The organism is Pseudomonas sp. LBUM920, assembly GCF_003852315.1.
Taxonomy (GTDB): Bacteria; Pseudomonadota; Gammaproteobacteria; order Pseudomonadales; family Pseudomonadaceae; genus Aquipseudomonas.
Genome location: NZ_CP027762.1, coordinates 4402229 through 4424012, shown reverse-complemented (window position 1 = coordinate 4424012; position 21784 = coordinate 4402229). Strand labels below are relative to the sequence as shown.

The following is a 21784-nucleotide window of genomic DNA, read 5'->3' as shown; positions in this document are numbered from 1 at the left end:
TCGCTTGATGGGCGCATTGACCTGGATTCGAGGCTTTAATGGCACCGTCGGCCGCGTGGCGCCGCACCTGGTGGCCAGCAAGTTGCGCCGTACCTTCATGACGCCACGCACTCTGCCGCCGCGCGACTGGGAGTTGCCGCTGTTGGCGCAATCGGAGCGCATCACCTTGCGTTTCGGCTTGTCGGCGTTGCGTTGGGGCCAGGGCCCCGCCGTGTTGCTGATGCACGGCTGGGAAGGGCGCCCCACGCAGTTCGCCAGCCTGATCACGGCGCTGGTGGATGACGGCTATTCGGTGATTGCCCTGGACGGCCCGGCCCATGGCCGTTCACCGGGGCGCGAGGCGCATGTGCTGCTGTTCGCCCGCGCCATGCTCGACGCCGCCGCTGAGTTGCCGCCGTTGCACGCGGTGGTGGGGCATTCCATGGGCGGTGCCAGCGCGATGCTGGCGGTGCAACTGGGCCTGCGCACCGAGGCGCTGGTGAGCATTGCGGCGCCTTCGCGCTTTCTCGATGTGCTGCGCGGTTTCGCCGGCATGGTCGGGTTGCCGCCACGGGCGCGCTCGGCGTTTATCCAGGAAGTCGAATTGGCCTTCGGCATGCCGCTCAAACACCTGGACGTGGCTCACTACCAGATGAATATCCCCGGTTTGATCGTGCACGCCGAAGACGACACCTTTGTGCCGGTCAGAGCCTCGCAAGCCATTCACGAGGCCTGGTTCGACAGCCGCCTGCTGCGACTGGAACAAGGCGGGCACCAGAAAGTGCTGGCCGACCCGCGGGTGATCGAGGGTGTGCTTGCCCTGTTGGCCGGCCGTCGTCTACAGGCGCGGCAAACTGCCTGATACACTGCCCCGCCGACATCAATCGACTGGAGCAAGGCATGGGCTGGGATTTGGCAACGCCATTCATCATCGATCTGCAGGTTGGCGCTGAAGACATCGACGGCCTCGGGCACGCCAACAATGCGGTGTACGTATCCTGGCTAGAGCGCTGCGCCTGGCGCCATTCCCAGCGCCTGGGGCTGGACCTTACCGAATACCGCCGACTCGACCGCGCCATGGCCGTGGTGCGCCATGAGATCGACTACCTGGCGGCCGGCTACGAAGGCGATGAGCTGCAGCTGGCGACCTGGATCGTCGACTGGGACCAGCGCCTGAAAATGACTCGCCGTTTCCAGTTGGTCCGTCCTCGCGACGGCGCGACCTTGCTGCGCGCCCACACCACGTTTGTCTGCATCGAACTCTCCACGGGCAAGCCCAAGCGTATGCCGGCCGAATTTCTCGACGGCTACGGTCCCGCGCTGACAGGGGGTTAACGTTTCTTGCAGGAAACCCAGTAAACTGCGCCACGATTTTTGTTGAGTGTTTTCCATGCAAATTGCTTTGGCGCCCATGGAAGGGTTGGTCGACAACATCCTGCGCGATGTGCTGACCCGCGTGGGCGGTATTGACTGGTGCGTGACCGAGTTCATCCGCGTCAACGACCGCCTGCTGACTCCCGCCTATTTCCACAAGCTCGCCCCGGAACTGCTGCACGGTGCCCACACCGCAGCGGGCGTGCCGCTGCGTGTGCAGTTGCTGGGTTCGGACCCGGTGTGCCTGGCCGAAAACGCCGCGCTGGCGTGCGAGCTGGGCTCCCAGGTGATTGACCTTAACTTCGGCTGCCCGGCCAAGACGGTCAACAAGTCGCGCGGCGGCGCCGTGCTGCTCAAGGAGCCGGAGCTGCTTAACCAGATTGTTGAACATGTGCGCCGTGCCGTGCCCGCGCATATCCCCGTGACCGCCAAGATGCGCCTTGGCTTCGACAGCCCGGACGGTGCGCTGGTGTGCGCCACGGCGCTGGCTGAAGGCGGCGCGGCGCATATCGTGGTGCATGCGCGTACCAAGACCGACGGCTACAAGCCGCCGGCCCACTGGGAGTGGATCCCGCGGGTGCAGGACGTGGTCAACGTGCCGGTGTTCGCCAATGGGGATATCTGGAGCGTCGAAGACTGGAAGCGTTGCCGTGAAATCAGCGGCGCCGAAGACATCATGCTCGGCCGTGGCCTGGTGGCACGGCCTGACCTGGCGCGCCAAATTGTGGCAGCCAAGGCGGGCGAAGAGGTGGTGGAAATGACCTGGGCGCAGATGCAGCCGATGCTTCAGGCGTTCTGGAGCCAATCAGTGGCGCAACTGACTGAAAAGCAGGCGCCGGGCCGGTTGAAGCAATGGCTGGCGATGCTGACGCGCAATTATCCCGAGGCGGTGGCGCTGTTTACCGCATTGCGGCGCGAGACGGATCTGAAACACGTCAGCCACCTGCTGGGCATGCAGCACCCCGTTGCAGCCTGATTGTTCACGTTCACTAAAAAAGGGTGCCATTGGCGCCCTTTTTTCGTTTGTGGGCTAGCACAAAAGAGTGGCGAACAGGCGGTTTAATCTTGTCGGTGAGTTGCATGCCCGCAGTGTATTAACGGGTGTGACGATTCATTAGCGTCACGAGGGGCTTGCGCCAAGGCCCTGTCGCGATAGTTCATGCGGCAAAGTCTGATAACGCGCATTGGTTTCCTTATATGAGCTGCGATTAGCGGAACTCGATAGCCTAACTTCCCACGTAAGTAAGGACTGTGAAGCAACGTTGTTGTTCTCAGCTGTTGACACGCTCACTTCTCTGGCCCGCTGATCGGCCAGGCACTGTTAAATAAGGAATTGCTAAATGTCGCTGTCGGTTAATAATCCATCGTTCATGAAAGTTAATGCGTCTGTGCTGGATCGCAACAGTATTTCATCCGCTAAGTTGGCGGAAACAACAGACGTGCAGGTTTCCGGAGTGCGTGTTGCCACCACGCCGCTGAGCACTGACAACGTCCGGTTCTCGCCCAACGAACTGATGATTCCGGGTGCCGCGCTCACGCGGTTATTTGACATGCTCGAACAGGTTTTCAAGGCTATACGTGAAATGGTCTCCGGAAAGGATTTGACGCCCGCGCTGCTGTCCGGCCCAGGCGTTGTGCCAGACGCCAAGCCTGAGGCGCGCACATTGCCGGTGAGTTTCGATGTCGCCAAGCAGCCGAGTACTCCGGAGGTGGGCAACTTGCCGGCCGAACCGCAGGCGCCGCAGCCGCAAGCAAAGCGGCAGCTGATGGACGCTGCGGTGCTAGTGCCCTCGGCACTCAAGGCGCCAGTGGCGCTGCCACATCAGCCCGCGTCCGAGCCGGCGATTACCGTGACGAATGACGGCAAGACCAACGTACACGTCAATGTGAATGCCGGTCATTGCCATTGCACGGATGCGCAGGCGGTTGTGAACAACGTGCCACAACTAAAGCGTGTGCTGGATCTGTCGCCATTGCCTGAAACCGCCCCGCAGCCGGGGATCAAGCCAGGTGTGACACCGGACGTGAAGGCTGACATCACGCCAGAACCTGCCCCTGAGGTGCCCGGCACGGTCACGCCTGAGGTCGAGTCGGGTATCAAGCCTGGCGTGCCGCCAGCGCCAAAGACCGAGATCAAGCCAGACCACACACCGGCGGTGCCAGGCAGCGTCACGCCGGTGGTCACGCCAGAGCCAGCGCCCTCGGTGATGCCGGACATCACTCCAAAGCCCTTGCCTGATACGCCGGTTCCGGACTTAACCAGCCCAGGCCCGGTTGAAGATCGTTTTGATCCAAGAAACTGGCGGTTAAATACCAGGCCCGTGTTCAAGGCCTGATCGTCCCAATCCCGGTTTAACTTCTTGAAGCAAGCAGGCACCTCTTTGGCTGTAAGTTGCAAAGAGGTGCCTGCCCATGGGGGGCATATGTCTAACTGTTTAATTAATAATATTGCGCGTGTCATCGATGTCAGGCAGGCGATCAATAGTGATTTAAGAAGTGCCAATCATCCAGTGGATATTCACTTGAACCTGATTGAACAAAAAACTGCGGCGACTATTTGTCGTCCCTCTGTCAGTCATTCAGAGCGCCGGGTGCGCGCCGATAATGAGCGCGATGCTGTTCAGTCGTTTGCTGCGCTGTTGAGTTCTTTATTGGCTCAGATACTGAGGGTGTTGTCGGCCGACAAAGATAAGTCCGTCCCCGTTATACCCACGCCACCGGTCAATCCGTCGGTGGTGCATGAGCCGATCACCCCCAGGCCCAATTCCGAAGCCGCGATCCCGTGCCTCTCAAACAAGCGCGGCGGTGCGAAGCCGGACAACATCTGGGGTGGGTTTCGCCAAGGCCCCGATGGCAATTGCGTAACGGTGTCGGCGATCAAGGCGGCGATGCACCGATTTGGCCAGAGCCCCACGGATATCTACCAGCACGTCACCCGCCTCAGCGGCGGTTATCGAGTGGTGATGCGCGATGATTTTCAGCTCACCCTGACTGACCGTGAATTGGCCGAAGGTGCGCGAGGCGCGAAGTTCAGAGGGCAGGACAAGGGCATGCTCAAGGATGCGCAATTTCTGTTTGCGGTCAGTGCCAAGCGCGCACAGATGGAAAACAACGATTACACGGCGGGCAGAAGTTATCAGGCTGCGATTCGCAGCCTGAACAACGGTGAGGATGAGCATGGGCCGGGGGAGGGGTTCATGCGCCTGGGGCTGCGCAAGCACATGAAAACGGTCTCTGTGCGCGAGCTCGCCCGTGGGCAATTGGGCATGTGCAATCGCACCGGGCATTCGGTGGCGGTGATCAACGGCCGCGAAGAGTTGTGGGGACGCAGGGGCGCCACGCCTGCCCGCGGTCAGGCGATAGCACTTTTCTAGAGGGCGACCACAGGCGATGCGGGCGGCTCACCCCATCGCAACGCCGCCCCGATTGTGTTTTGCAGGTTATTGCTTCGGTAAGTCTCAGGAAATCAGTGAATGAATATCACAGCAAGTAATGGCCCAGGCTCGCCGGCCAACGGGTACGACGACGCGGCTTCGGTGTTTTCGTCAAAACGTGCGGGGGAAAAACCTGCGCAGATCATCCGTGCATTCAATGCGGCGCACGGCCAGTTTGGCGAGCACTTTGACACCAGCACCCACGCAGCCGTCATCAAACTGATGATGACAACCTTCGGGCAACACCCGGCTGGCATGTTCAATGCGCTGACTGCCACGGGCGATGGGTACCACATCACCATGAAGGACGAGTTCAAGGTTCAGTTGTCTCGCCAGGAGTTGGCGCAGGCGACGCAGGCCTCAAGGTTCAGCGGCGACGATAGCGGGGCAGTCAAGGATGCCAATTTTGTGTTCGCGGCGTTCGTAAAGCGCAAGCAACTGACCGGGAATTACCCGACGTTTGAAGCTGCGCTGGCAAAAACACTGGAGGGCGAGACCGTCCAGCGGTGTTTGCAGGGCATGGGCCTGTTCGGCCTGTGCCAGTACGTGCCGTCAAGTGCCATGCAGGCAAAGGGCGCGGTGGGGGTCATGGGGACGCACAACTTTGGCTCGGCGCTGGTGATGGAGGGCGTAAGCCATCATTACCACGAGCGGCGCACGGTCAAGCAGGGTTACGGGTACGTGTTGTTCGACGACAAACCGGCGGCCCCCGACAACGCCAGGCAGGTGTCCGATGTGGTGTCCGGCATGACGCCCGAACAGATCTGGGGTGGTTTTTATCAGGGCGTGGAAGGCAATTGCGTCACGGTGTCGGCGATCAAGGCGGCGATCATCCGGTTCTGGCAGGACCCTCAGGGGATCTATAAGCGCATCCAAGTTACCGCCGACGGTTTTGAGGTGGTCATGAGGGACTCCTTCACGCTGACGGTGACCCATGATGAACTGCGCCAGGCCATCGTCGCGTCAAATTTCCATGGCAGTCATACGCAGCTGATCAATTACGCCAACTTCTTGTACGCGGTCAGTGCCAAGCGCGCGCACATGGAGAATAACGACATGCGCGCCGGGCAGAGCTATGCAACGGCCCTGCACACCCTCAACGACGGCGAGTACCCGGGGGAGGCGCTGCGGCGGCTTGGGTTGTACGCCTATATGCGTGAAAGCACGGTTGAAGAACTGGCCCGGGGCGCGGTCGGCACGCTGGCGGACACGGGCCACTCGGTCGCGGTCATCAATGGCGCGCTGGACTTTTATGGGCAAAAGCAGGACCTGGCGTCATCGCGATGGATGAACACCGGGTTTCGCGCATTGAAGCTCGTGTAAGGGTCAGCCCAGTAGCTTCCTGAACGCCTCGATGGGCAGAGGCCGGCTGTGTAAATACCCCTGGAACAAATGGCAGCCCAGCTTTTGCAGGAATGCCAGTTGTTCCGGGGTTTCCACGCCCTCGGCGATCACGTCCAGGTTCAAGCTGCGCGCCATGGCGACGATGGCGCGGATGATTTCGGCATCGTTGGGGTCGTGGGTGGCGTCGCGCACAAAGGACTGATCGATCTTCAACGCATCCACCGGCAAGCGCTTGAGGTAGGTCAGCGACGAATAGCCGGTGCCGAAGTCGTCCATGGCAAAGCTCACGCCGAGTTTTTTCAGGCGGCGCATCTTGGCCACTGTGTCATCCAGGTTCTGGATCACGATGCCTTCGGTAATTTCCAGTTTCAGCAGGCTATACGGCAGGTGATGCTGCTTGAGGCTGCGCTCCACCCGCTCCACGAAGTCGTTCTGGCGGAACTGGCGCGGGCTTATATTCACGCACAGGCTGAAATTCAACGGGTCTACCAAGCCATCGGCGATCAATTGGGCAAATGCGCCGCAGGCTTCATCAAGAATCCAGGTGCCGACTTCCAGGATCAGGCCGCTGTCTTCCAGCACTTTGATAAATTCGGTGGGTGACTGCGCCCCCAGTTGCGGGTGCTGCCAGCGCACCAGCGCTTCGGCACCGATGATGCGATTGCCGCGCGCATCCACTTGAGGCTGGTAATGCACGCTGAACTCACCGCGTGACAGCGCCAGACGCAGGTCGGTCTCCATGCGCAGGCGTTCACTGGCGGTTTTCTGCATGCTGTTATGAAACATCTGCGTGGTGTTGCGTCCTGAATCCTTGGCCCGATACAGCGCAATGTCGGCACGCTTGAGCAGGTCTGCGGGTGTCGAGCCATGGTCGGGGATCAGCGCCACGCCAATGCTCGGCGTGACCTGCAGGCGATGGCCATCGAGGAACATCGGTTCCGAGAGCAATTCGCGCAGGGTGTCCGCCAGTTCCTGTACCTGGGCGCTGACTTCCACGCGTGTACCTTCCAGGCCGCTGAGCAGCACCACGAACTCATCGCCGCCCAGGCGCGCCACCGTATCTTCCATGCGCACGCTGGCTTCGAGGCGTGCGGTGACGATTTTCAGCACGGTGTCGCCCACCGGGTGGCCGAGGGAATCGTTGATGTGCTTGAAATGGTCGAGGTCGAGAAACAGCAGGGCGCCCCGCAGGTTATGGCGTTTGAGCAGGGCGATCTGCTGGCTCAGGCGGTCCATCAGCAGCGCACGATTGGGCAGGTTGGTCAGCGGGTCGTGATAGGCCAGGTGACGGATCTGCGCCTGGGCGTTTTTCAGCAGGCTCACGTCCCGCGCCGTCAGCAGCAGGCACGGCGTTTCATTGAGGGTGATCGGTTCGACCGATACCTCCACGGCCAACAATTCGCCACGTTTGTTGTGCCACAGCATTTCCAGGTGATGAATACGGCCCTTGATCTGCAGTTCGGCCAGCAGCGCCGCGCGCTGATTCTCATCGGCCCAGATGCCGATCTGATACAGCGTCAGCCCGATGGCCTCCTCGGCGCGGTAACCGGTGAGGCGGCAGAAGCCGTCATTGACCTCCACATAACGGCCGGTGTCGCGTTCGGTAATGGAGATGGCATCGGGGCTTGAATGGAAGGCCTTGGCGAATTTTTCCTCGCTGGCCTTAAGGGCGGCCTCGGAGCGTTGTTGCTGGGTGATATCGCGCAGGGTGGTGACAATGCAGGGTTGGTCGCCGACCTTGATCAGGCGGCTGGAAATCACGCAGGTCAGGCTTTGGCCGTTTTTGTGATGCACCACAATGGCGACATTGTTTAACGACTGCTCGCGAATGACCCGTTCGATACGTTGCAGGCGCTTGCTCGAGTCATCCCACAGCCCGATCTGGTCGGCGCTTTTGTCGATCACCTCGGCGGCGGTCCAGCCAAAGGTCTGAGTGAACGCGGGGTTGATTTCGATAAAGGCGCCGCTGTCCAGGTAGGTCACGCAGATTGGGTCGGGGCTGGCCTGGAACAGGCTGGCGAACTTTTCTTCGGAGGCGGTGATGCGCTGCTCGCGTTCCACCTGGTCGGTGATATCCAGCAAGGTGCCGGCCATGCGCAACGGTTTGCCCGATTCGTCGCGATACAGCCGCGCGCGGCTTTCCAGGTAACGAGCGCTGCCGTCCTCCATCTGTACGCGGTAGGTCAGCTGGTAATTGCCATCCGGGCCTTCACGCAGGCTGCGATAGGCGTTGCGCATGCCCTCGCGTTCTTCATCGGACATGCCTTCAAAAAACGCATCGAAAGGTTCGTGAAACGGCAACGCCTCCAGGCCGTGCAGTTGCGCCGCGCGGGCCGAGCCATACAGCATGCCGCTGGGGATATGCCAGTCCCAGGTGCCCAGCTGTGCCGAATCCAGGGCCAGGTCGAGGCGCTCCTGGCTGTCCTTGAGCGCCTGTTCGGCGTTTTTGCGCTCGGTGGTGTCGACAAACGTGCTGATCAGGTAGGCCTCGCCCTCCAGCTCGACTTTTTGTGCGCTCAAGGTGCCGTCGTGGATCTGGCCGTTGCTGGCGCAGAACTGCACTTCCATGCTGATGGGTTCGCCCTTGCGTTGGGTGGCCCTGACCAGCAGGGCGCGCTGTTGCGGGTCACGCCACAGGCCCAGGTCCAGCGTGGTGCGGCCGATGGCCTGGGCCACGGGCCAGCCGAAAAGCATCTCGAAATACTGGTTGGCTTCGCTGATCAGGCCGTCGGCCTGGCGGGTCAGCAGGACCATATTCGGGCACAGATGAAACAGTGTGGCGAAGCGTTTTTCCGAGTGGATAAGGGCGTGTTCGCGCTCGCGCTGGCGAGTGGTTTCGCGAATCACGCCGATCATGCGGCGCCGGCCGGTCTTGTCCGGTGCCAGGCTGCCGTTGATTTCCAGCCAGTGATGGCTGCCATCGGGCCACTGGATGTGGTGGTGCATGGCCTGTTCAAACGGCTCGCCCGCCAGCACGGCGTGAAAGGCCCGCACCACGCGCGCGCGATCCGACGGCGCGAGCAGATCCAGGTAATCCAGGTCTTTGGGTAGCGGCTGGCGCGGATCGTAGCCGAACAGCGCCTGGGTGCCGCGTGACCAGCTGATCCTGCCGGTGTCGATTTCCCAGCACCACGCGCCCAGGCGGGCAGCGTTGAGGGCTGCCAGCAACTGCGGGGCGCTGTCCCAGCTTTGTTCCGCCTCTTGAGGGTCCAGGGCGTAAATGCGGGGCAGGGGTGGCACGGAATCGACGGGGTTGCGCATTATCAAAGGGCCTTGGCTCAATGGGCGTTCGGCGCGGTTTATTCAGACCTTGAGGCCGCACAGCTTCATGCCGGTGTCCCTGGCAGATCGACCTGTGCATCCAATAGGCTCATGAAAGCCCGCGCAGCGTTCGACAGCGTCCTTTCGGTGTGCACGATATAGCCTAGCTGGCGACTGAGCTGTATGCCCGGCAAAGCGATACTTGCCACCTGTTCATCGAGCATGGTGCGCGGCAACACGCTCCAGGCCAGGCCGATGGACACCATCATCTTGATGGTTTCCAGGTAGTTGGTGCTCATGGCGATGTTCGGTGTCAGGCCCTGGGCTTCAAACAAGCGGCTGACAATATGGTGGGTAAAGGTGTTGCCACCGGGGAATACCGCCGGGTGTTTGGCGATATCGGCCAGGTTGACCGTGCCATTGGCGGTCAGGCTGTGCTCGGGCGCCACCACGAAATCCAGCGGGTCGTCCCACACCGGGGTGGCGCGTACCAGGTTGTGCGGATCGGGCGCCAGGGTGATAACGGCCACTTCAGCGCGACCATGGAGGATTTCCTCGTAGGCCACTTCCGAATCGAGGAACTGAATATCCAGCGCCACGTTCGGGTACTCGCGGGTAAAGGTGCGCAAAATCGGTGGCAGGCGGTGCAGGCCGATGTGGTGGCTGGTGGCCAATGTCAGGCGGCCGCTGACTTCGCCGGTCAGGTTGGTGAGCGCGCGGCGGGTGTCGTCCAGCACATTGAGAATCTGGTAAGCACGCGGCAGCAGAGCGCGCCCGGCCTCGGTCAGGCCGACTTCACGGCCCAGGCGGTCGAATAAACGTACCTTTAATTGTTGTTCCAGACCGGCAATGCGCTTGCTGATGGCCGGTTGGGTCAGGTGCAGGCGTTCGCCGGCGCCGGAGAAGCTGCCGGTCTCGGCGATGGCAATAAAGGCATTAAGGTTGGCCAGGTCCATTGTGGTATTCCAGTTGGTAATCCAAAGCATAAAAAATATGAATTTGAGTTATTTAATGTAGCGCCATACCATCAGCCTCACAAGCCAAAGGGTTATTGAATGTCTCAAAAGCCCGGGGCATAGAAAGACCGATGATGAGGACCGACTGATGGCCGGCAAAACGCTTTACGACAAGCTTTGGGATTCCCATGAAGTGAAACGGCGCGACGATGGCTCGTCGCTGATCTATATCGACCGTCACATCATCCATGAAGTGACCTCGCCCCAAGCGTTTGAAGGCCTGCGGCTGGCCGGGCGCAAGCCCTGGCGCGTCGACTCGATCATCGCCACCCCGGACCACAACGTACCGACCACCCCGGAGCGCAAAGGCGGCATCGAGGCCATTGCCGACCAGGTGTCGCGTTTGCAGGTGCAAACCCTCGACGACTATTGCGATGAATATGGCATTACCGAATTCAAGATGAATGACGTGCGTCAGGGCATCGTGCACGTGATCGGCCCGGAGCAGGGCGCCACCTTGCCGGGCATGACCGTGGTCTGCGGTGACTCTCACACCTCCACCCACGGCGCATTCGGCGCCCTGGCCCATGGCATCGGCACCTCGGAGGTGGAACATGTGTTCGCCACCCAGTGCCTGGTCGCCAAAAAGATGAAGAACATGTTGGTCAAAGTCGAAGGCACATTGCCATTTGGCGTGACCGCCAAGGACATCGTGCTTGCCGTGATTGGCAAGATCGGCACGGCCGGCGGTAACGGCCATGCCATCGAGTTCGCCGGCAGCGCCATCCGCGACCTGTCCATCGAAGGCCGCATGACCATCTGCAACATGTCCATCGAAGCCGGTGCCCGTGTCGGCATGGTCGCGGCGGATGAAAAAACCGTTGAATACGTCAAAGGCCGTCCTTTCGCTCCGCAAGGCGCCGATTGGGAGGCTGCCGTAGAGGCCTGGAAAGACCTGGTGTCCGACGCCGACGCTGTCTTCGACACCGTGGTTGAGCTCGACGCCGCGCAGATCAAGCCGCAAGTCAGCTGGGGCACCTCGCCGGAAATGGTCCTGGCCGTCGATCAGAACGTGCCGGACCCGGCCAAGGAAACCGACCTGGTCAAGCGTGGCTCCATCGAGCGCGCCTTGAAGTACATGGGCTTGAAGGCCAATCAGGCGATCACCGACATCCAGTTGGATCGCGTGTTTATCGGTTCCTGCACCAACTCGCGGATCGAAGACCTGCGCGCCGCGGCGGTGATCGCCAAGGGCCGCAAAGTGGCCTCGACCATCAAGCAAGCCATCGTGGTGCCAGGTTCGGGCCTGGTCAAAGCGCAAGCCGAAGCCGAGGGCCTGGACAAGATCTTCCTTGAGGCCGGTTTTGAATGGCGCGAACCGGGCTGCTCCATGTGCCTGGCGATGAACCCGGACCGTTTGGAGTCGGGCGAGCATTGCGCGTCCACCTCCAACCGTAACTTCGAGGGGCGTCAGGGCGCCGGTGGGCGTACCCACCTGGTCAGCCCGGCCATGGCCGCCGCCGCTGCCGTCAACGGTCGTTTCATCGACGTTCGCGAATTGATCTGAGGAATACCCGATGCGTGCTTTTACTCAACACACTGGCCTTGTCGCCCCTTTGGATCGAGCCAACGTCGACACCGACCAGATCATCCCCAAGCAGTTCTTGAAGTCGATCAAGCGCACCGGCTTTGGCCCGAACCTGTTCGATGAGTGGCGCTACCTGGACGTGGGCTACGCCTACCAGGACAACTCCAAGCGCCCGTTGAACAAGGACTTCGTGCTCAACGCCGAGCGTTACCAAGGCGCCAGCGTATTGCTGGCCCGCGAGAACTTCGGCTGCGGCTCCAGCCGTGAACACGCGCCGTGGGCCCTGGAAGAATATGGCTTTCGCAGCATCATCGCGCCGAGCTACGCCGACATCTTCTTCAACAACAGCTTCAAGAACGGCTTGCTGCCGATCATCTTGAGCGACGCCGAAGTGGACGAGCTGTTCAAGCAGGTCGAAGCCAACGTCGGCTACCAACTGACCGTTGACCTGGCGGCGCAGACCGTGACCCGCCCGGACGGCAAGGTGTATCACTTTGAAGTCGATGCGTTCCGTAAGCACTGCCTGATCAATGGCCTGGACGATATCGGCCTGACCTTGCAGGACGGCGACGCGATTGCAGCGTTTGAAACCAAGCACCGGGCGAGCCAGCCCTGGTTGTTTCGCGACGCTTGATTTGAGGTAGGCCGTGCGGGCCCCATCGCGGGCAAGCCCGCTCCCACATGCTGACCTGTGAACACGGTCGAGTGTGGGAGCTGGCTTGCCTGCGATAGCGCCCGTACCAACACCACAAAACCCAAGGAAAACCATTATGACCAGCACCGCCCACACCCAAGTCGTGCAAAAACAATTTGGCGAACAGGCCTCGGCCTACCTGAGCAGCGCAGTTCACGCTCAAGGCACCGAATTCGCGCTACTCCAGGCCGAACTGGCCGGGCAGGGCGCTGCGCGACTGCTGGACCTGGGTTGCGGTGCCGGGCATGTGAGCTTCCACGTTGCGCCGCTGGTTAAAGAAGTGGTGGCCTACGACCTGTCCCAGCAGATGCTCGACGTGGTGGCAGCCGCCGCAAAAGAGCGTGGCCTGAACAACATCCACACCGTGCACGGCGCCGCTGAGCGCCTGCCATTCGCCGATGGCGAGTTCGACTTCGTGTTCAGCCGCTATTCGGCTCACCATTGGAGCGACCTCGGCCTGGCCCTGCGTGAAGTGCGTCGGGTGCTCAAGCCCGGCGGCGTGGCCGCGTTCGTGGATGTCTTGTCACCGGGCAGCCCGCTGTTGGACACTTACCTGCAAACCGTCGAAGTGCTGCGCGATACCAGCCACGTGCGCGATTACTCCGCCGCCGAATGGATGCGCCAGCTCAGCGAGGCCGGCCTGCACGTACGCAAAAGCAGCCGTCAGCGCCTGCGGCTGGAATACACCTCGTGGGTGGAGCGCATGCGCACCCCAGAGGTATTGCGCGCCGCGATCCTTGAGTTGCAGCAGGCGATGGGCCAGGAAGTACGCGATTACTACGAGATTCAAGCCGACGGCACCTTCAGCACCGACGTGCTGGTGGTCTTTGCCGAACGCTGATTAATTTTCCCGACCTGCCCACGGGCGGGTCGCTTGATGAAATGAGGAACGCATGAGCAAGCAGATTCTGATTCTTCCTGGCGACGGTATTGGTCCGGAAATCATGGCCGAAGCGGTCAAAGTCCTGGAATTGGCCAACAGCAAGTACAGCCTGGGCTTCGAATTGAGCCACGACGTGATCGGCGGCGCCGCCATCGACAAGCACGGCGTGCCCCTGGCCGACGAAACCCTGGACCGCGCCCGTGCAGCCGACGCCGTACTGCTCGGCGCCGTGGGCGGCCCGAAGTGGGACAAGATCGAGCGTGACATCCGCCCGGAGCGCGGCCTGCTGAAAATTCGCGCGCAACTGGGCCTGTTCGGCAATCTGCGTCCGGCGATTCTCTACCCGCAACTGGCCGACGCGTCGAGCCTCAAGCCGGAAGTGGTGGCGGGCCTGGATATCCTGATCGTGCGTGAGCTGACCGGCGGTATTTACTTCGGCTCGCCACGCGGCGTGCGCACCCTTGAAAATGGCGAGCGTCAGGCCTACGACACGCTGCCGTACAGCGAGAGCGAGATCCGCCGTATCGCCCGTGTCGGTTTCGACATGGCCCGCGTGCGTGGCAAGAAGGTCTGCTCGGTCGACAAGGCCAACGTACTGGCCTCCAGCCAACTGTGGCGCGAAATCGTCGAAGAAGTGGCCAAGGACTACCCGGACGTCGAACTGAGCCACATGTACGTCGACAACGCCGCCATGCAGCTGGTGCGTGCACCCAAGCAGTTCGACGTGATCGTCACCGACAACCTGTTCGGCGACATCCTGTCCGACCAGGCGTCGATGCTGACCGGTTCCATCGGCATGCTGCCGTCGGCGTCGCTGGACACCCACAACAAGGGCATGTACGAGCCGTGCCACGGTTCGGCACCGGACATTGCAGGCCAAGGCATTGCCAACCCGTTGGCGACCATCTTGTCGGTGTCGATGATGCTGCGTTACAGCTTCAACCTGAGTGAAGCGGCGGATGCAATCGAGAAGGCTGTGAGCCTGGTACTGGACCAGGGTTTGCGCACCGGCGACATCTGGTCGCAGGGTTGCACCAAGGTTGGGACGCAAGAAATGGGCGACGCAGTAGTCGCCGCGCTGCGGAATCTGTAATCTCTCGGGCCCGCTTGCAGTTGTTGCTGCAAGGCGGCCCACTTTTTAACAAGGTGTAGTTGCGATGAAACGTGTAGGTCTGATCGGTTGGCGCGGTATGGTCGGTTCCGTGCTCATGCAGCGGATGCTGGAAGAGCAGGATTTCGATCTTATTGAGCCGGTGTTTTTCACCACGTCGAACGTGGGTGGCCAAGGGCCGTCCGTGGGCAAGGATATTGCTCCGCTCAAAGACGCCTACAGCATTGAAGAGCTCAAAACCCTCGACGTGATTTTGACCTGCCAGGGTGGCGACTACACCAGCGAAGTCTTCCCCAAGCTGCGCGAAGCCGGCTGGCAAGGTTACTGGATCGACGCCGCCTCGAGCCTGCGCATGCAGGACGACGCCGTGATCATCCTCGACCCGGTGAACCGCAAGGTTATTGACCAGCAGCTGGATGCTGGCACCAAGAACTATGTGGGCGGCAACTGCACCGTCAGCCTGATGCTGATGGGCCTGGGTGGCCTGTTCGAAGCTGGCCTGGTCGAGTGGATGAGCGCCATGACCTATCAGGCGGCCTCCGGCGCCGGCGCGCAGAACATGCGCGAGCTGATCAAGCAAATGGGTGCCACCCACGCGGCCGTTGCCGATCAACTGGCTGACCCTGCCAGCGCGATCCTCGACATCGACCGTCGTGTGGCCGAAGCCATGCGCAGCGATGCCTACCCGACCGAAAACTTCGGCGTGCCTTTGGCCGGTAGCCTGATCCCGTGGATCGACAAGGAATTGCCGAACGGCCAGAGCCGCGAAGAGTGGAAGGCCCAGGCTGAGACCAACAAGATCCTCGGTCGCTTCAAGAACCCGATCCCGGTGGACGGCATCTGCGTGCGCATCGGCGCCATGCGCTGCCACAGCCAGGCGCTGACCATCAAGCTGAACAAAGACGTGCCGATCGCCGATATCGAAGGGCTGATCAGCCAGCACAACCCGTGGGTCAAGCTGGTGCCGAACAACCGCGACATCAGCATGCAGGAGCTGAGCCCGACCAAGGTTACCGGCACCCTGAATGTGCCGGTTGGCCGTCTGCGCAAGCTGAACATGGGTACTCAGTACCTGGGCGCGTTCACCGTCGGCGACCAACTGCTGTGGGGCGCGGCTGAACCGCTGCGTCGCATGCTGCGGATTTTGCTGGAGCGTTGATCGCTGCTGGTGAGTAAGAAACCCGCGTTCTGGTGACAGGCGCGGGTTTTTTATTGCCCTTCAGGGCCTCTTTGCGGGCAAGTCCACTCTCACATTCGATCGCATTTCAACGTTGGGAGGCGTTTGAATGTGGGAGCTGGCTTGCCGGCGATGAGGCCATCAGCCACGCCAACAACCCCAGGTCAATTGCCTCACTCCCCACCACCCGGTAAAGTGCCGCTCCCCCCGCAATGCCCGAGGCAGCCACCATGACCCAGACCTTTGAAATCGCCGTGATCGGTGCAACCGGCACCGTGGGTGAAACCCTGGTGCAGATTCTCGAAGAGCTGGATTTTCCGGTAGGCACCCTGTATCTGCTGGCGGGCAGCAACTCGGCCGGCGCCTCGGTGCCGTTTCGCGGCAAGAACGTGCGGGTCAAGGAAGTTGATGAGTTCGACTTCAAAAAAGCCCAGTTGGCCTTCTTCGCGGCAGGCCCGGCGGTGACCCTGAGTTTCGCGCCACGCGCCACGGCGGCCGGTTGCTCGGTGATCGACCTCTCCGGCGCCTTGCCGGCCGATCAGGCACCTCAGGTCGTGCCGGAAGCCAACGCGCATATTCTCAAGGGCCTGAAAAAGCCCTTCCAGCTCGGCAGCCCGAGTCCGTCGGCCACCAACCTGGCGGTGGTTCTGGCGCCGTTGCGCGGCCTGCTGGAGATCCAGCGCGTCAGCGTCACTGCCAACCTGGCCGTTTCGGCCCAGGGCCGCGAGGCCGTCAGCGAGCTGGCCCGGCAGACCGCCGAGTTGCTGAACGTGCGCCCGCTGGAGCCGAAGTTCTTTGATCGGCAGATGGCCTTCAACCTGTTGGCGCAAGTCGGCACGCCTGACGCCCAGGGTCATACAGCCCTGGAGAAACGCCTCGTACACGAGTTGCGTGCGGTGCTGGAAACACCTCTGCTAAAGATTTCCGCAACCTGCGTTCAAGCCCCGGTGTTTTTTGGCGATAGCCTGACAGTGTCATTGCAGTTGGGCGCGCCGGTCGACCTGGCCGCTGTCAACCGTGCACTGGAGGCAGCGCCGGGGATCGAGCTGGTGGAAGAGGGCGACTACCCCACGGCCGTTGGGGATGCGGTCGGCCAGGATGTGGTCTACGTTGGCCGAGTGCGTGCGGGCGTGGACGACCCGGCGGAACTAAATCTGTGGCTGACGTCAGATAACGTACGCAAAGGCGCGGCATTGAACGCCGTGCAGCTGGCGCAGTTGTTGATAAAAGGCCTTGTGTAAAAGATACTTGGCGGCAATTTGTAGATTGATTCTAGCCAAGCGCTATGCTTGGCCCCAAGCGAAACAGAAGCGCGTCGGTAACCTATCGGCTCGCCATGCCTTATGGCAGCGGTTACCAACCTTCTCGCAGGCCGGGGAGTGTTCAAACAAAGGATGAGGCTATGGTTCAAGTTCGCAAACTGGTGTTAGCAATAGCGGCCGCCTCGGCGCTGTCTTCCGGTATGGCGCAGGCGCTGCAGCTTGGGGAGATGACCCTCAAGTCGAAGTTGAACCAGCCGTTGGCGGTGGAAATCGAATTGCTCGATGTCGGCGGCCTCACTGCCTCCGAGATCACCCCGAGCCTGGCGTCTGACCAGGCGTTTGTGGACGCCGGCGTGGATCGCCAGGCGTTTCTGAATGACCTGACGTTTACCCCGGTGATCAACCCCAATGGCCGCAGTGTGGTGCGCGTCACCTCCAGCAAGCCGCTGCCTGATTCCTACGTACGGTTTCTGCTTCAAGTGCAATGGCCCAACGGCCGCCTGATGCGCGACTACAGTGTGCTGCTCGACCCGGCCAAGTTCGAGCAGCCGGCACCGACCGCCAGCGCACCTGCACCGCGCTTGAGTGCGCCGACCCAGTCGGCACCTGCCAGCACGGCGCCCACGGTCAGCAAAGCTGCGCAGCACACCACGACGTCTCGCGATACCTTGTGGGAAATTGCCGCGAAGAACCGCAACGGCGCGTCGGTCCAGCAGACGATGCTGGCGATCCAGGCGCTCAACCCTGATGCCTTTATCGACGGTAATATCAACCGCCTGAAAACCGGCCAGGTGCTGCGTCTTCCGGATCGCCAGCAAGCCACCAGCCTGCCGCAGCCGGAGGCGATTGCCGAAGTCACTGCGCAAAATGCCGCCTGGCGCGAGGGCCGTCGCACGGCCAATAATCAGGCCGCCGGCAAGCAGCAACTGGACGCCACTCGGCGCACCCAGGCAGGCGATGCGCCCTCGAGCACCAATGCCAAGGACAACTTAAGCCTGGTGTCGGCCGAGTCCGCCAAGAAAGGTGCCAAGGGCAGGGCCGCTGACGGGCGTGCATTGAGCGACAAGCTGGCGATGACCCAGGAAGAACTGGACACCACGCGCCGCGACAATGCCGAGCTGAAAAGCCGCGCGGCCGACCTGCAAAGCCAGTTGGACAAGCTGCAAAAGCTGATTCAACTGAAAAACGATCAACTGGCCAAGTTGCAGGCTCAGGGCGGTAACCCGGCAGTGCCGGGCACTGCGCCGACGACGGCAGCCATCCCGGCGCAGCTGCCAGGTGAGCCTGCGGCGACTGCAGCGACTGCAGCGACTGCGCCGGCGCCCGATGCGACGCCGGCTGCCGTGGTAGCTACGCCCGAGCCGATCAAGCCGGATGCCGCGCCTGCCAGCAGCACCGAAGGTAAATTCAACGATCTGCTGACCAACCCGATTGTTCTCGGGGTCATCGGCGGTGCTGCCGGCTTGCTGGTGTTGTTGCTCCTGCTGCTGTGGGCCCGTCACCGCAATGCCCGCCTCGAAGAGGAAAAGCACCTGCGTATGGCGCGGGCGCTGGCTGAAGAACCACAGTTTTCGCCGAATGTGGATCACGACCTGCCACCGGACAGCTTCGAAGGCCTGGAAGTGCCGCCGCCGAACGTCAAGCTGGCGGCAGCGCCTGCGCCTGCCCCGGTGGTCGAGCCTGTCGTGGTGCCGAGCGTGGCTTCCGTGCTGGCGCCGTTGGCCGTCGCCGTGGCCCCGGAAAATTCCAGCGATGCGCTCGCACAAGCCCAATCCCATATCGACCGTGGTCACCTGAATCAAGCCGCCGATGTGTTGGAGCAGGCGATCAAGCGCGAGCCCAAGCGCAGTGACCTGCGCTTGAAGCTGATGGAAGTCTACGGTCTGCAAAGCGATAAGGACGGCTTCGTCACGCAAGAGCGTCAACTGGTGGCCACGGGCGAAAACCACGCCCAGGTCGAGCAGCTCAAGAGTCGCTTCCCGGCCATGGCCGTGTTGGCCGCGGGCGTCAGTGCTGCGGTGGCCGCGGCGGCGCTGGACGCTCAATACGTGAAGAACTTGCTCGAAGACAAACCGGCAGCGCCGGCGCCGGAACCCGACGCGTTCGATACGGATTTCGACTTGAGCCTGGACGATCTGGAAGCCGCTTCGCCGGCCGTGGTCAGCCCCAAGGATGAGTCGAGTTTCGAGTCTGTCCTGCAGCGCCAGACGCAAGCCAAGCCCGCGCCGGATGATGTGTCGGACTTCGATCTGGACCTGCAGCTGGACGCGCCGTCGTCCACGCAATCGGACGATGACTTCCTCTCGGGCCTTGAAGACCAGATGAAGGATGTGCCGGCCGTTGAGCCGCCGACCCTTACCCCTGCCGCACTGGATGATTTCGACCTGCCGGAAGACTTTGACCTGTCCCTGGCTGACGAACCGCAAGCGCCGCCGGCCGCCAAGCCGGATGCCTTCACATCCGAGCTGGACGACGTCAACGCTGAGCTCGATCGCCTGTCCCAGAGCCTCGAGCATCCGCCGATCGAGCCTTCCTTTACCGCCGAAGATGCGGCGTTGGGCGCTGATGAGCCGGAGTTTGATTTCCTCTCTGGCACCGATGAGGTGGCCACCAAGCTCGACCTGGCCCAGGCCTACATCGACATGGGCGATGCCGACGGCGCGCGCGACATTCTGTCCGAAGTGCTGACTGAGGGCGATGAAGCCCAGCGCGGTGAAGCCAAGGAAATGCTCGGCAAAATCTGAACAGGGGTGTAACGCCAATGTGGGAGCGGGCTAGCTCGCGAGCGTGACGTGTCGGTTAGCGGATTGAGCGCCTGGCACGTTGCATTCGCGAACAGGCCCGCTCCCACAGTTGCTTTGGTGCGTGGCCTCGCAACAAAAGCGCCCCTCATGCGTGCTCCGCCTTTATAATGGCCGCCTTTGCGCAATTCATCGGGCTCTCAGTTCTTGGCAAATCTAGATAACGCGGCCGCCGAAATGGCGGCCGCAGGCTTTAACCGCATCGCCCTGGGCGTGGAATACAAAGGCTCGCGCTATCGCGGCTGGCAGCGCCAGGCCTCGGGTGTGCTGACGGTGCAGGAAACCCTCGAAAACGCCTTGTCGAAGGTCGCCGACTCGCCGGTGTCGCTGATGTGCGCCGGGCGAACCGACGCCGGTGTGCACGCCTGTGGCCAGGTGGTGCACTTTGACACCCAGGCCGAGCGCACGATGAAAGCGTGGGTGATGGGCGCCAATATCAACTTGCCTCATGACGTCAGCGTCACTTGGGCCAAGGTCATGCCTGCGCATTTTCATGCGCGCTTCAAGGCCATTGCCCGGCGATATCGCTACGTGATCTATAACGACCAGATCCGTCCGGCGCACCTCAACCAGGAAATCACCTGGAACCATCGCCCGCTGGATGCCGAGCGCATGGCCGAAGCCGCGCAGCATTTGGTCGGTGTGCATGATTTCAGCGCGTTCCGTGCCGGCCAGTGCCAGGCCAAGTCGCCAATCAAGGAAGTCCATCACTTGCGCGTGACCCGTCACGGCAAGATGATCGTGCTGGATATCCGCGCCGGCGCCTTCCTGCACCATATGGTGCGCAATATTGCAGGCGTGTTGATGACCATCGGCACCGGCGAGCGCCCGGTGGAGTGGGCCAAAGAGGTGTTGGAAAGTCGCATCCGCCGCACAGGTGGGGTGACGGCGCATCCCTTTGGCCTGTATCTGGTGGACGTGGAGTACCGCGACGAGTTCGAATTGCCGGATCGCTTCATCGGGCCACACTTCCTCACAGGTTTCAGCGAACTTGGCGGCTGACGCCCGGAATAGCTTTTGTTACCATCCGGGACTTTCTCGGTTCAACCCCTGAGGTTTCTACGACATGTCAGCCGTTCGCAGCAAGATTTGCGGGATCACCCGCATAGAAGACGCGCTGGCGGCAGTCGAGGCGGGGGCGGATGCCATCGGTTTTGTGTTTTATGCCAAGAGCCCACGGGCGGTGAATGTGCTGCAGGCGCGTGCAATCATCGCCGCGTTACCGCCGTTCGTGACCACCGTCGGCTTGTTCGTCAACGCCAGCCGCTGCGAGCTCAACGAAACCCTGGATGCCGTGCAGCTGGACATGCTGCAGTTTCACGGCGATGAAAGCCCCGACGAGTGTGAAAGCTACCAACGCCCGTATATCAAGGCGCTGCGCGTCAAGGCCGGGGATGACATCGCCGCCGCGTGTGCTGCCTATACTGGCGCTCGTGGCATTCTGTTGGACACCTATGTCGAAGGCGTGCCGGGCGGTACGGGCGAAGCATTCGACTGGACGCTGATTCCCGAGGGGCTGAGCAAGCCGATTATCCTCGCCGGCGGGCTCAACCCCGCGAATGTCGGAGCCGCCATCGAGCAGGTTCGGCCGTACGCCGTGGACGTCAGCGGTGGGGTGGAACAGGGCAAGGGCATCAAGGATCACCACAAGATTCGCGCATTCATGCAAGCGGTGCGCAACAGCAATGGTGTGATGTGACGGCTCGCAGTCTGCCGCCGTCCATAACTACCACTGTGTAAAACAGCATCGGCGCCGCCTGCGGGAGGCCCGGAAACGTAGTGGCAACCCGCGCTGCGGGTTGTCTGGACGGCTGAGGATACAGGCAGGAAATGGCTGGTCGAACGTCTGACCCCGTCCCGCCTGTGTCATCGCCACATATGAATTTAGCTCAAGGGCATACGCGGGGCTGTGTTCAAGCC

The 21784-nt window shown here is 61.7% G+C and carries 17 protein-coding genes; 15 read left to right on the top strand and 2 right to left on the bottom strand.

Annotated elements, in window-relative coordinates:
• Positions 1–7 precede the first annotated feature (7 nt).
• The 6 genes from C4J83_RS20405 (at position 8) to C4J83_RS20380 (ending at position 6110) form a co-directional block, all read left to right on the top strand.
• A complete protein-coding gene (locus tag C4J83_RS20405) occupies positions 8–841 on the top strand; it encodes an alpha/beta hydrolase (protein ID WP_119742615.1) in 834 nt (277 codons plus the stop codon).
• Positions 842–879: 38 nt separating this feature from the next.
• Positions 880–1314: an acyl-CoA thioesterase gene (locus C4J83_RS20400; protein ID WP_106576673.1), complete on the top strand. Its 435-nt coding sequence runs from the start codon at positions 880–882 to the stop codon at positions 1312–1314.
• 55 nt (positions 1315–1369) lie between these two features.
• Positions 1370–2329: a tRNA dihydrouridine synthase gene (locus C4J83_RS20395; RefSeq protein ID WP_119742617.1), complete on the top strand. Its 960-nt coding sequence runs from the start codon at positions 1370–1372 to the stop codon at positions 2327–2329.
• Positions 2330–2693: 364 nt separating this feature from the next.
• Positions 2694–3689 (top strand): hypothetical protein, encoded by a 996-nt coding sequence (locus C4J83_RS20390; protein WP_124418044.1) that lies wholly within the window; start codon positions 2694–2696, stop codon positions 3687–3689.
• Between the two features lie 315 nt (positions 3690–4004).
• Positions 4005–4727 carry a CsgG/HfaB family protein gene (locus tag C4J83_RS20385; RefSeq protein ID WP_256660695.1) on the top strand — a complete coding sequence of 241 codons (723 nt, stop codon included), beginning with the start codon at positions 4005–4007 and terminating at the stop codon, positions 4725–4727.
• A 99-nt stretch (positions 4728–4826) separates the two neighbouring features.
• Positions 4827–6110: a hypothetical protein gene (locus C4J83_RS20380; RefSeq protein WP_124418043.1), complete on the top strand. Its 1284-nt coding sequence runs from the start codon at positions 4827–4829 to the stop codon at positions 6108–6110.
• A gap of 3 nt (positions 6111–6113) precedes the next feature.
• Here C4J83_RS20380 and C4J83_RS20375 read toward each other — a convergent pair whose 3' ends face one another.
• Both C4J83_RS20375 and C4J83_RS20370 read right to left on the bottom strand, forming a co-directional pair.
• Complete coding sequence (locus tag C4J83_RS20375; protein ID WP_106576677.1) at positions 6114–9392, bottom strand: EAL domain-containing protein; 3279 nt, start codon at positions 9390–9392, stop codon at positions 6114–6116.
• A 65-nt stretch (positions 9393–9457) separates the two neighbouring features.
• Entirely contained in the window at positions 9458–10348 is an 891-nt protein-coding gene (locus C4J83_RS20370) for a LysR family transcriptional regulator (RefSeq protein WP_106576678.1), read from the bottom strand.
• A 148-nt stretch (positions 10349–10496) separates the two neighbouring features.
• On the opposite strand from C4J83_RS20370, the gene leuC reads away from it, so the two are divergent.
• From leuC to C4J83_RS20325, 9 genes are all read left to right on the top strand, one after another.
• A complete protein-coding gene (gene leuC, locus C4J83_RS20365; RefSeq protein ID WP_106576679.1) occupies positions 10497–11915 on the top strand; it encodes a 3-isopropylmalate dehydratase large subunit in 1419 nt (472 codons plus the stop codon).
• A gap of 10 nt (positions 11916–11925) precedes the next feature.
• Positions 11926–12570 (top strand): 3-isopropylmalate dehydratase small subunit, encoded by a 645-nt coding sequence (gene leuD, locus C4J83_RS20360; protein ID WP_106576680.1) that lies wholly within the window; start codon positions 11926–11928, stop codon positions 12568–12570.
• Positions 12571–12706: 136 nt separating this feature from the next.
• Positions 12707–13471, top strand: a complete 765-nt coding sequence (locus C4J83_RS20355; protein ID WP_124418042.1) for a class I SAM-dependent methyltransferase — start codon at positions 12707–12709, stop codon at positions 13469–13471.
• Positions 13472–13523: 52 nt separating this feature from the next.
• Positions 13524–14606 (top strand): 3-isopropylmalate dehydrogenase, encoded by a 1083-nt coding sequence (leuB, locus tag C4J83_RS20350; protein ID WP_124418041.1) that lies wholly within the window; start codon positions 13524–13526, stop codon positions 14604–14606.
• 64 nt (positions 14607–14670) lie between these two features.
• Positions 14671–15783, top strand: a complete 1113-nt coding sequence (gene asd / locus C4J83_RS20345) for an aspartate-semialdehyde dehydrogenase (protein WP_058412147.1) — start codon at positions 14671–14673, stop codon at positions 15781–15783.
• Positions 15784–16031: 248 nt separating this feature from the next.
• Positions 16032–17042 (top strand): aspartate-semialdehyde dehydrogenase, encoded by a 1011-nt coding sequence (locus C4J83_RS20340; protein WP_106576683.1) that lies wholly within the window; start codon positions 16032–16034, stop codon positions 17040–17042.
• Between the two features lie 161 nt (positions 17043–17203).
• Entirely contained in the window at positions 17204–19807 is a 2604-nt protein-coding gene (locus tag C4J83_RS20335) for a FimV/HubP family polar landmark protein (protein ID WP_124418040.1), read from the top strand.
• 234 nt (positions 19808–20041) lie between these two features.
• Positions 20042–20866: a tRNA pseudouridine(38-40) synthase TruA gene (gene truA / locus C4J83_RS20330; RefSeq protein ID WP_106576685.1), complete on the top strand. Its 825-nt coding sequence runs from the start codon at positions 20042–20044 to the stop codon at positions 20864–20866.
• Between the two features lie 64 nt (positions 20867–20930).
• Positions 20931–21563 carry a phosphoribosylanthranilate isomerase gene (locus C4J83_RS20325; RefSeq protein ID WP_106576686.1) on the top strand — a complete coding sequence of 211 codons (633 nt, stop codon included), beginning with the start codon at positions 20931–20933 and terminating at the stop codon, positions 21561–21563.
• Positions 21564–21784: the final 221 nt, after the last annotated feature.

Bases quoted from the DNA above. Each gene is read 5' to 3' on its own strand.
- C4J83_RS20405 (WP_119742615.1), top strand. From the start codon at position 8: ATGGGCGCATTGACCTGGATTCGAGGCTTTAATGGCACCGTCGGCCGC.
- C4J83_RS20400 (WP_106576673.1), top strand. From the start codon at position 880: ATGGGCTGGGATTTGGCAACGCCATTCATCATCGATCTGCAGGTTGGC.
- C4J83_RS20395 (WP_119742617.1), top strand. From the start codon at position 1,370: ATGCAAATTGCTTTGGCGCCCATGGAAGGGTTGGTCGACAACATCCTG.
- C4J83_RS20390 (WP_124418044.1), top strand. From the start codon at position 2,694: ATGTCGCTGTCGGTTAATAATCCATCGTTCATGAAAGTTAATGCGTCT.
- C4J83_RS20380 (WP_124418043.1), top strand. From the start codon at position 4,827: ATGAATATCACAGCAAGTAATGGCCCAGGCTCGCCGGCCAACGGGTAC.
- C4J83_RS20375 (WP_106576677.1), bottom strand. From the start codon at position 9,392: ATGCGCAACCCCGTCGATTCCGTGCCACCCCTGCCCCGCATTTACGCC.
- C4J83_RS20370 (WP_106576678.1), bottom strand. From the start codon at position 10,348: ATGGACCTGGCCAACCTTAATGCCTTTATTGCCATCGCCGAGACCGGC.
- leuC (WP_106576679.1), top strand. From the start codon at position 10,497: ATGGCCGGCAAAACGCTTTACGACAAGCTTTGGGATTCCCATGAAGTG.
- leuD (WP_106576680.1), top strand. From the start codon at position 11,926: ATGCGTGCTTTTACTCAACACACTGGCCTTGTCGCCCCTTTGGATCGA.
- C4J83_RS20355 (WP_124418042.1), top strand. From the start codon at position 12,707: ATGACCAGCACCGCCCACACCCAAGTCGTGCAAAAACAATTTGGCGAA.
- leuB (WP_124418041.1), top strand. From the start codon at position 13,524: ATGAGCAAGCAGATTCTGATTCTTCCTGGCGACGGTATTGGTCCGGAA.
- asd (WP_058412147.1), top strand. From the start codon at position 14,671: ATGAAACGTGTAGGTCTGATCGGTTGGCGCGGTATGGTCGGTTCCGTG.
- C4J83_RS20340 (WP_106576683.1), top strand. From the start codon at position 16,032: ATGACCCAGACCTTTGAAATCGCCGTGATCGGTGCAACCGGCACCGTG.
- C4J83_RS20335 (WP_124418040.1), top strand. From the start codon at position 17,204: ATGGTTCAAGTTCGCAAACTGGTGTTAGCAATAGCGGCCGCCTCGGCG.
- truA (WP_106576685.1), top strand. From the start codon at position 20,042: ATGGCGGCCGCAGGCTTTAACCGCATCGCCCTGGGCGTGGAATACAAA.
- C4J83_RS20325 (WP_106576686.1), top strand. From the start codon at position 20,931: ATGTCAGCCGTTCGCAGCAAGATTTGCGGGATCACCCGCATAGAAGAC.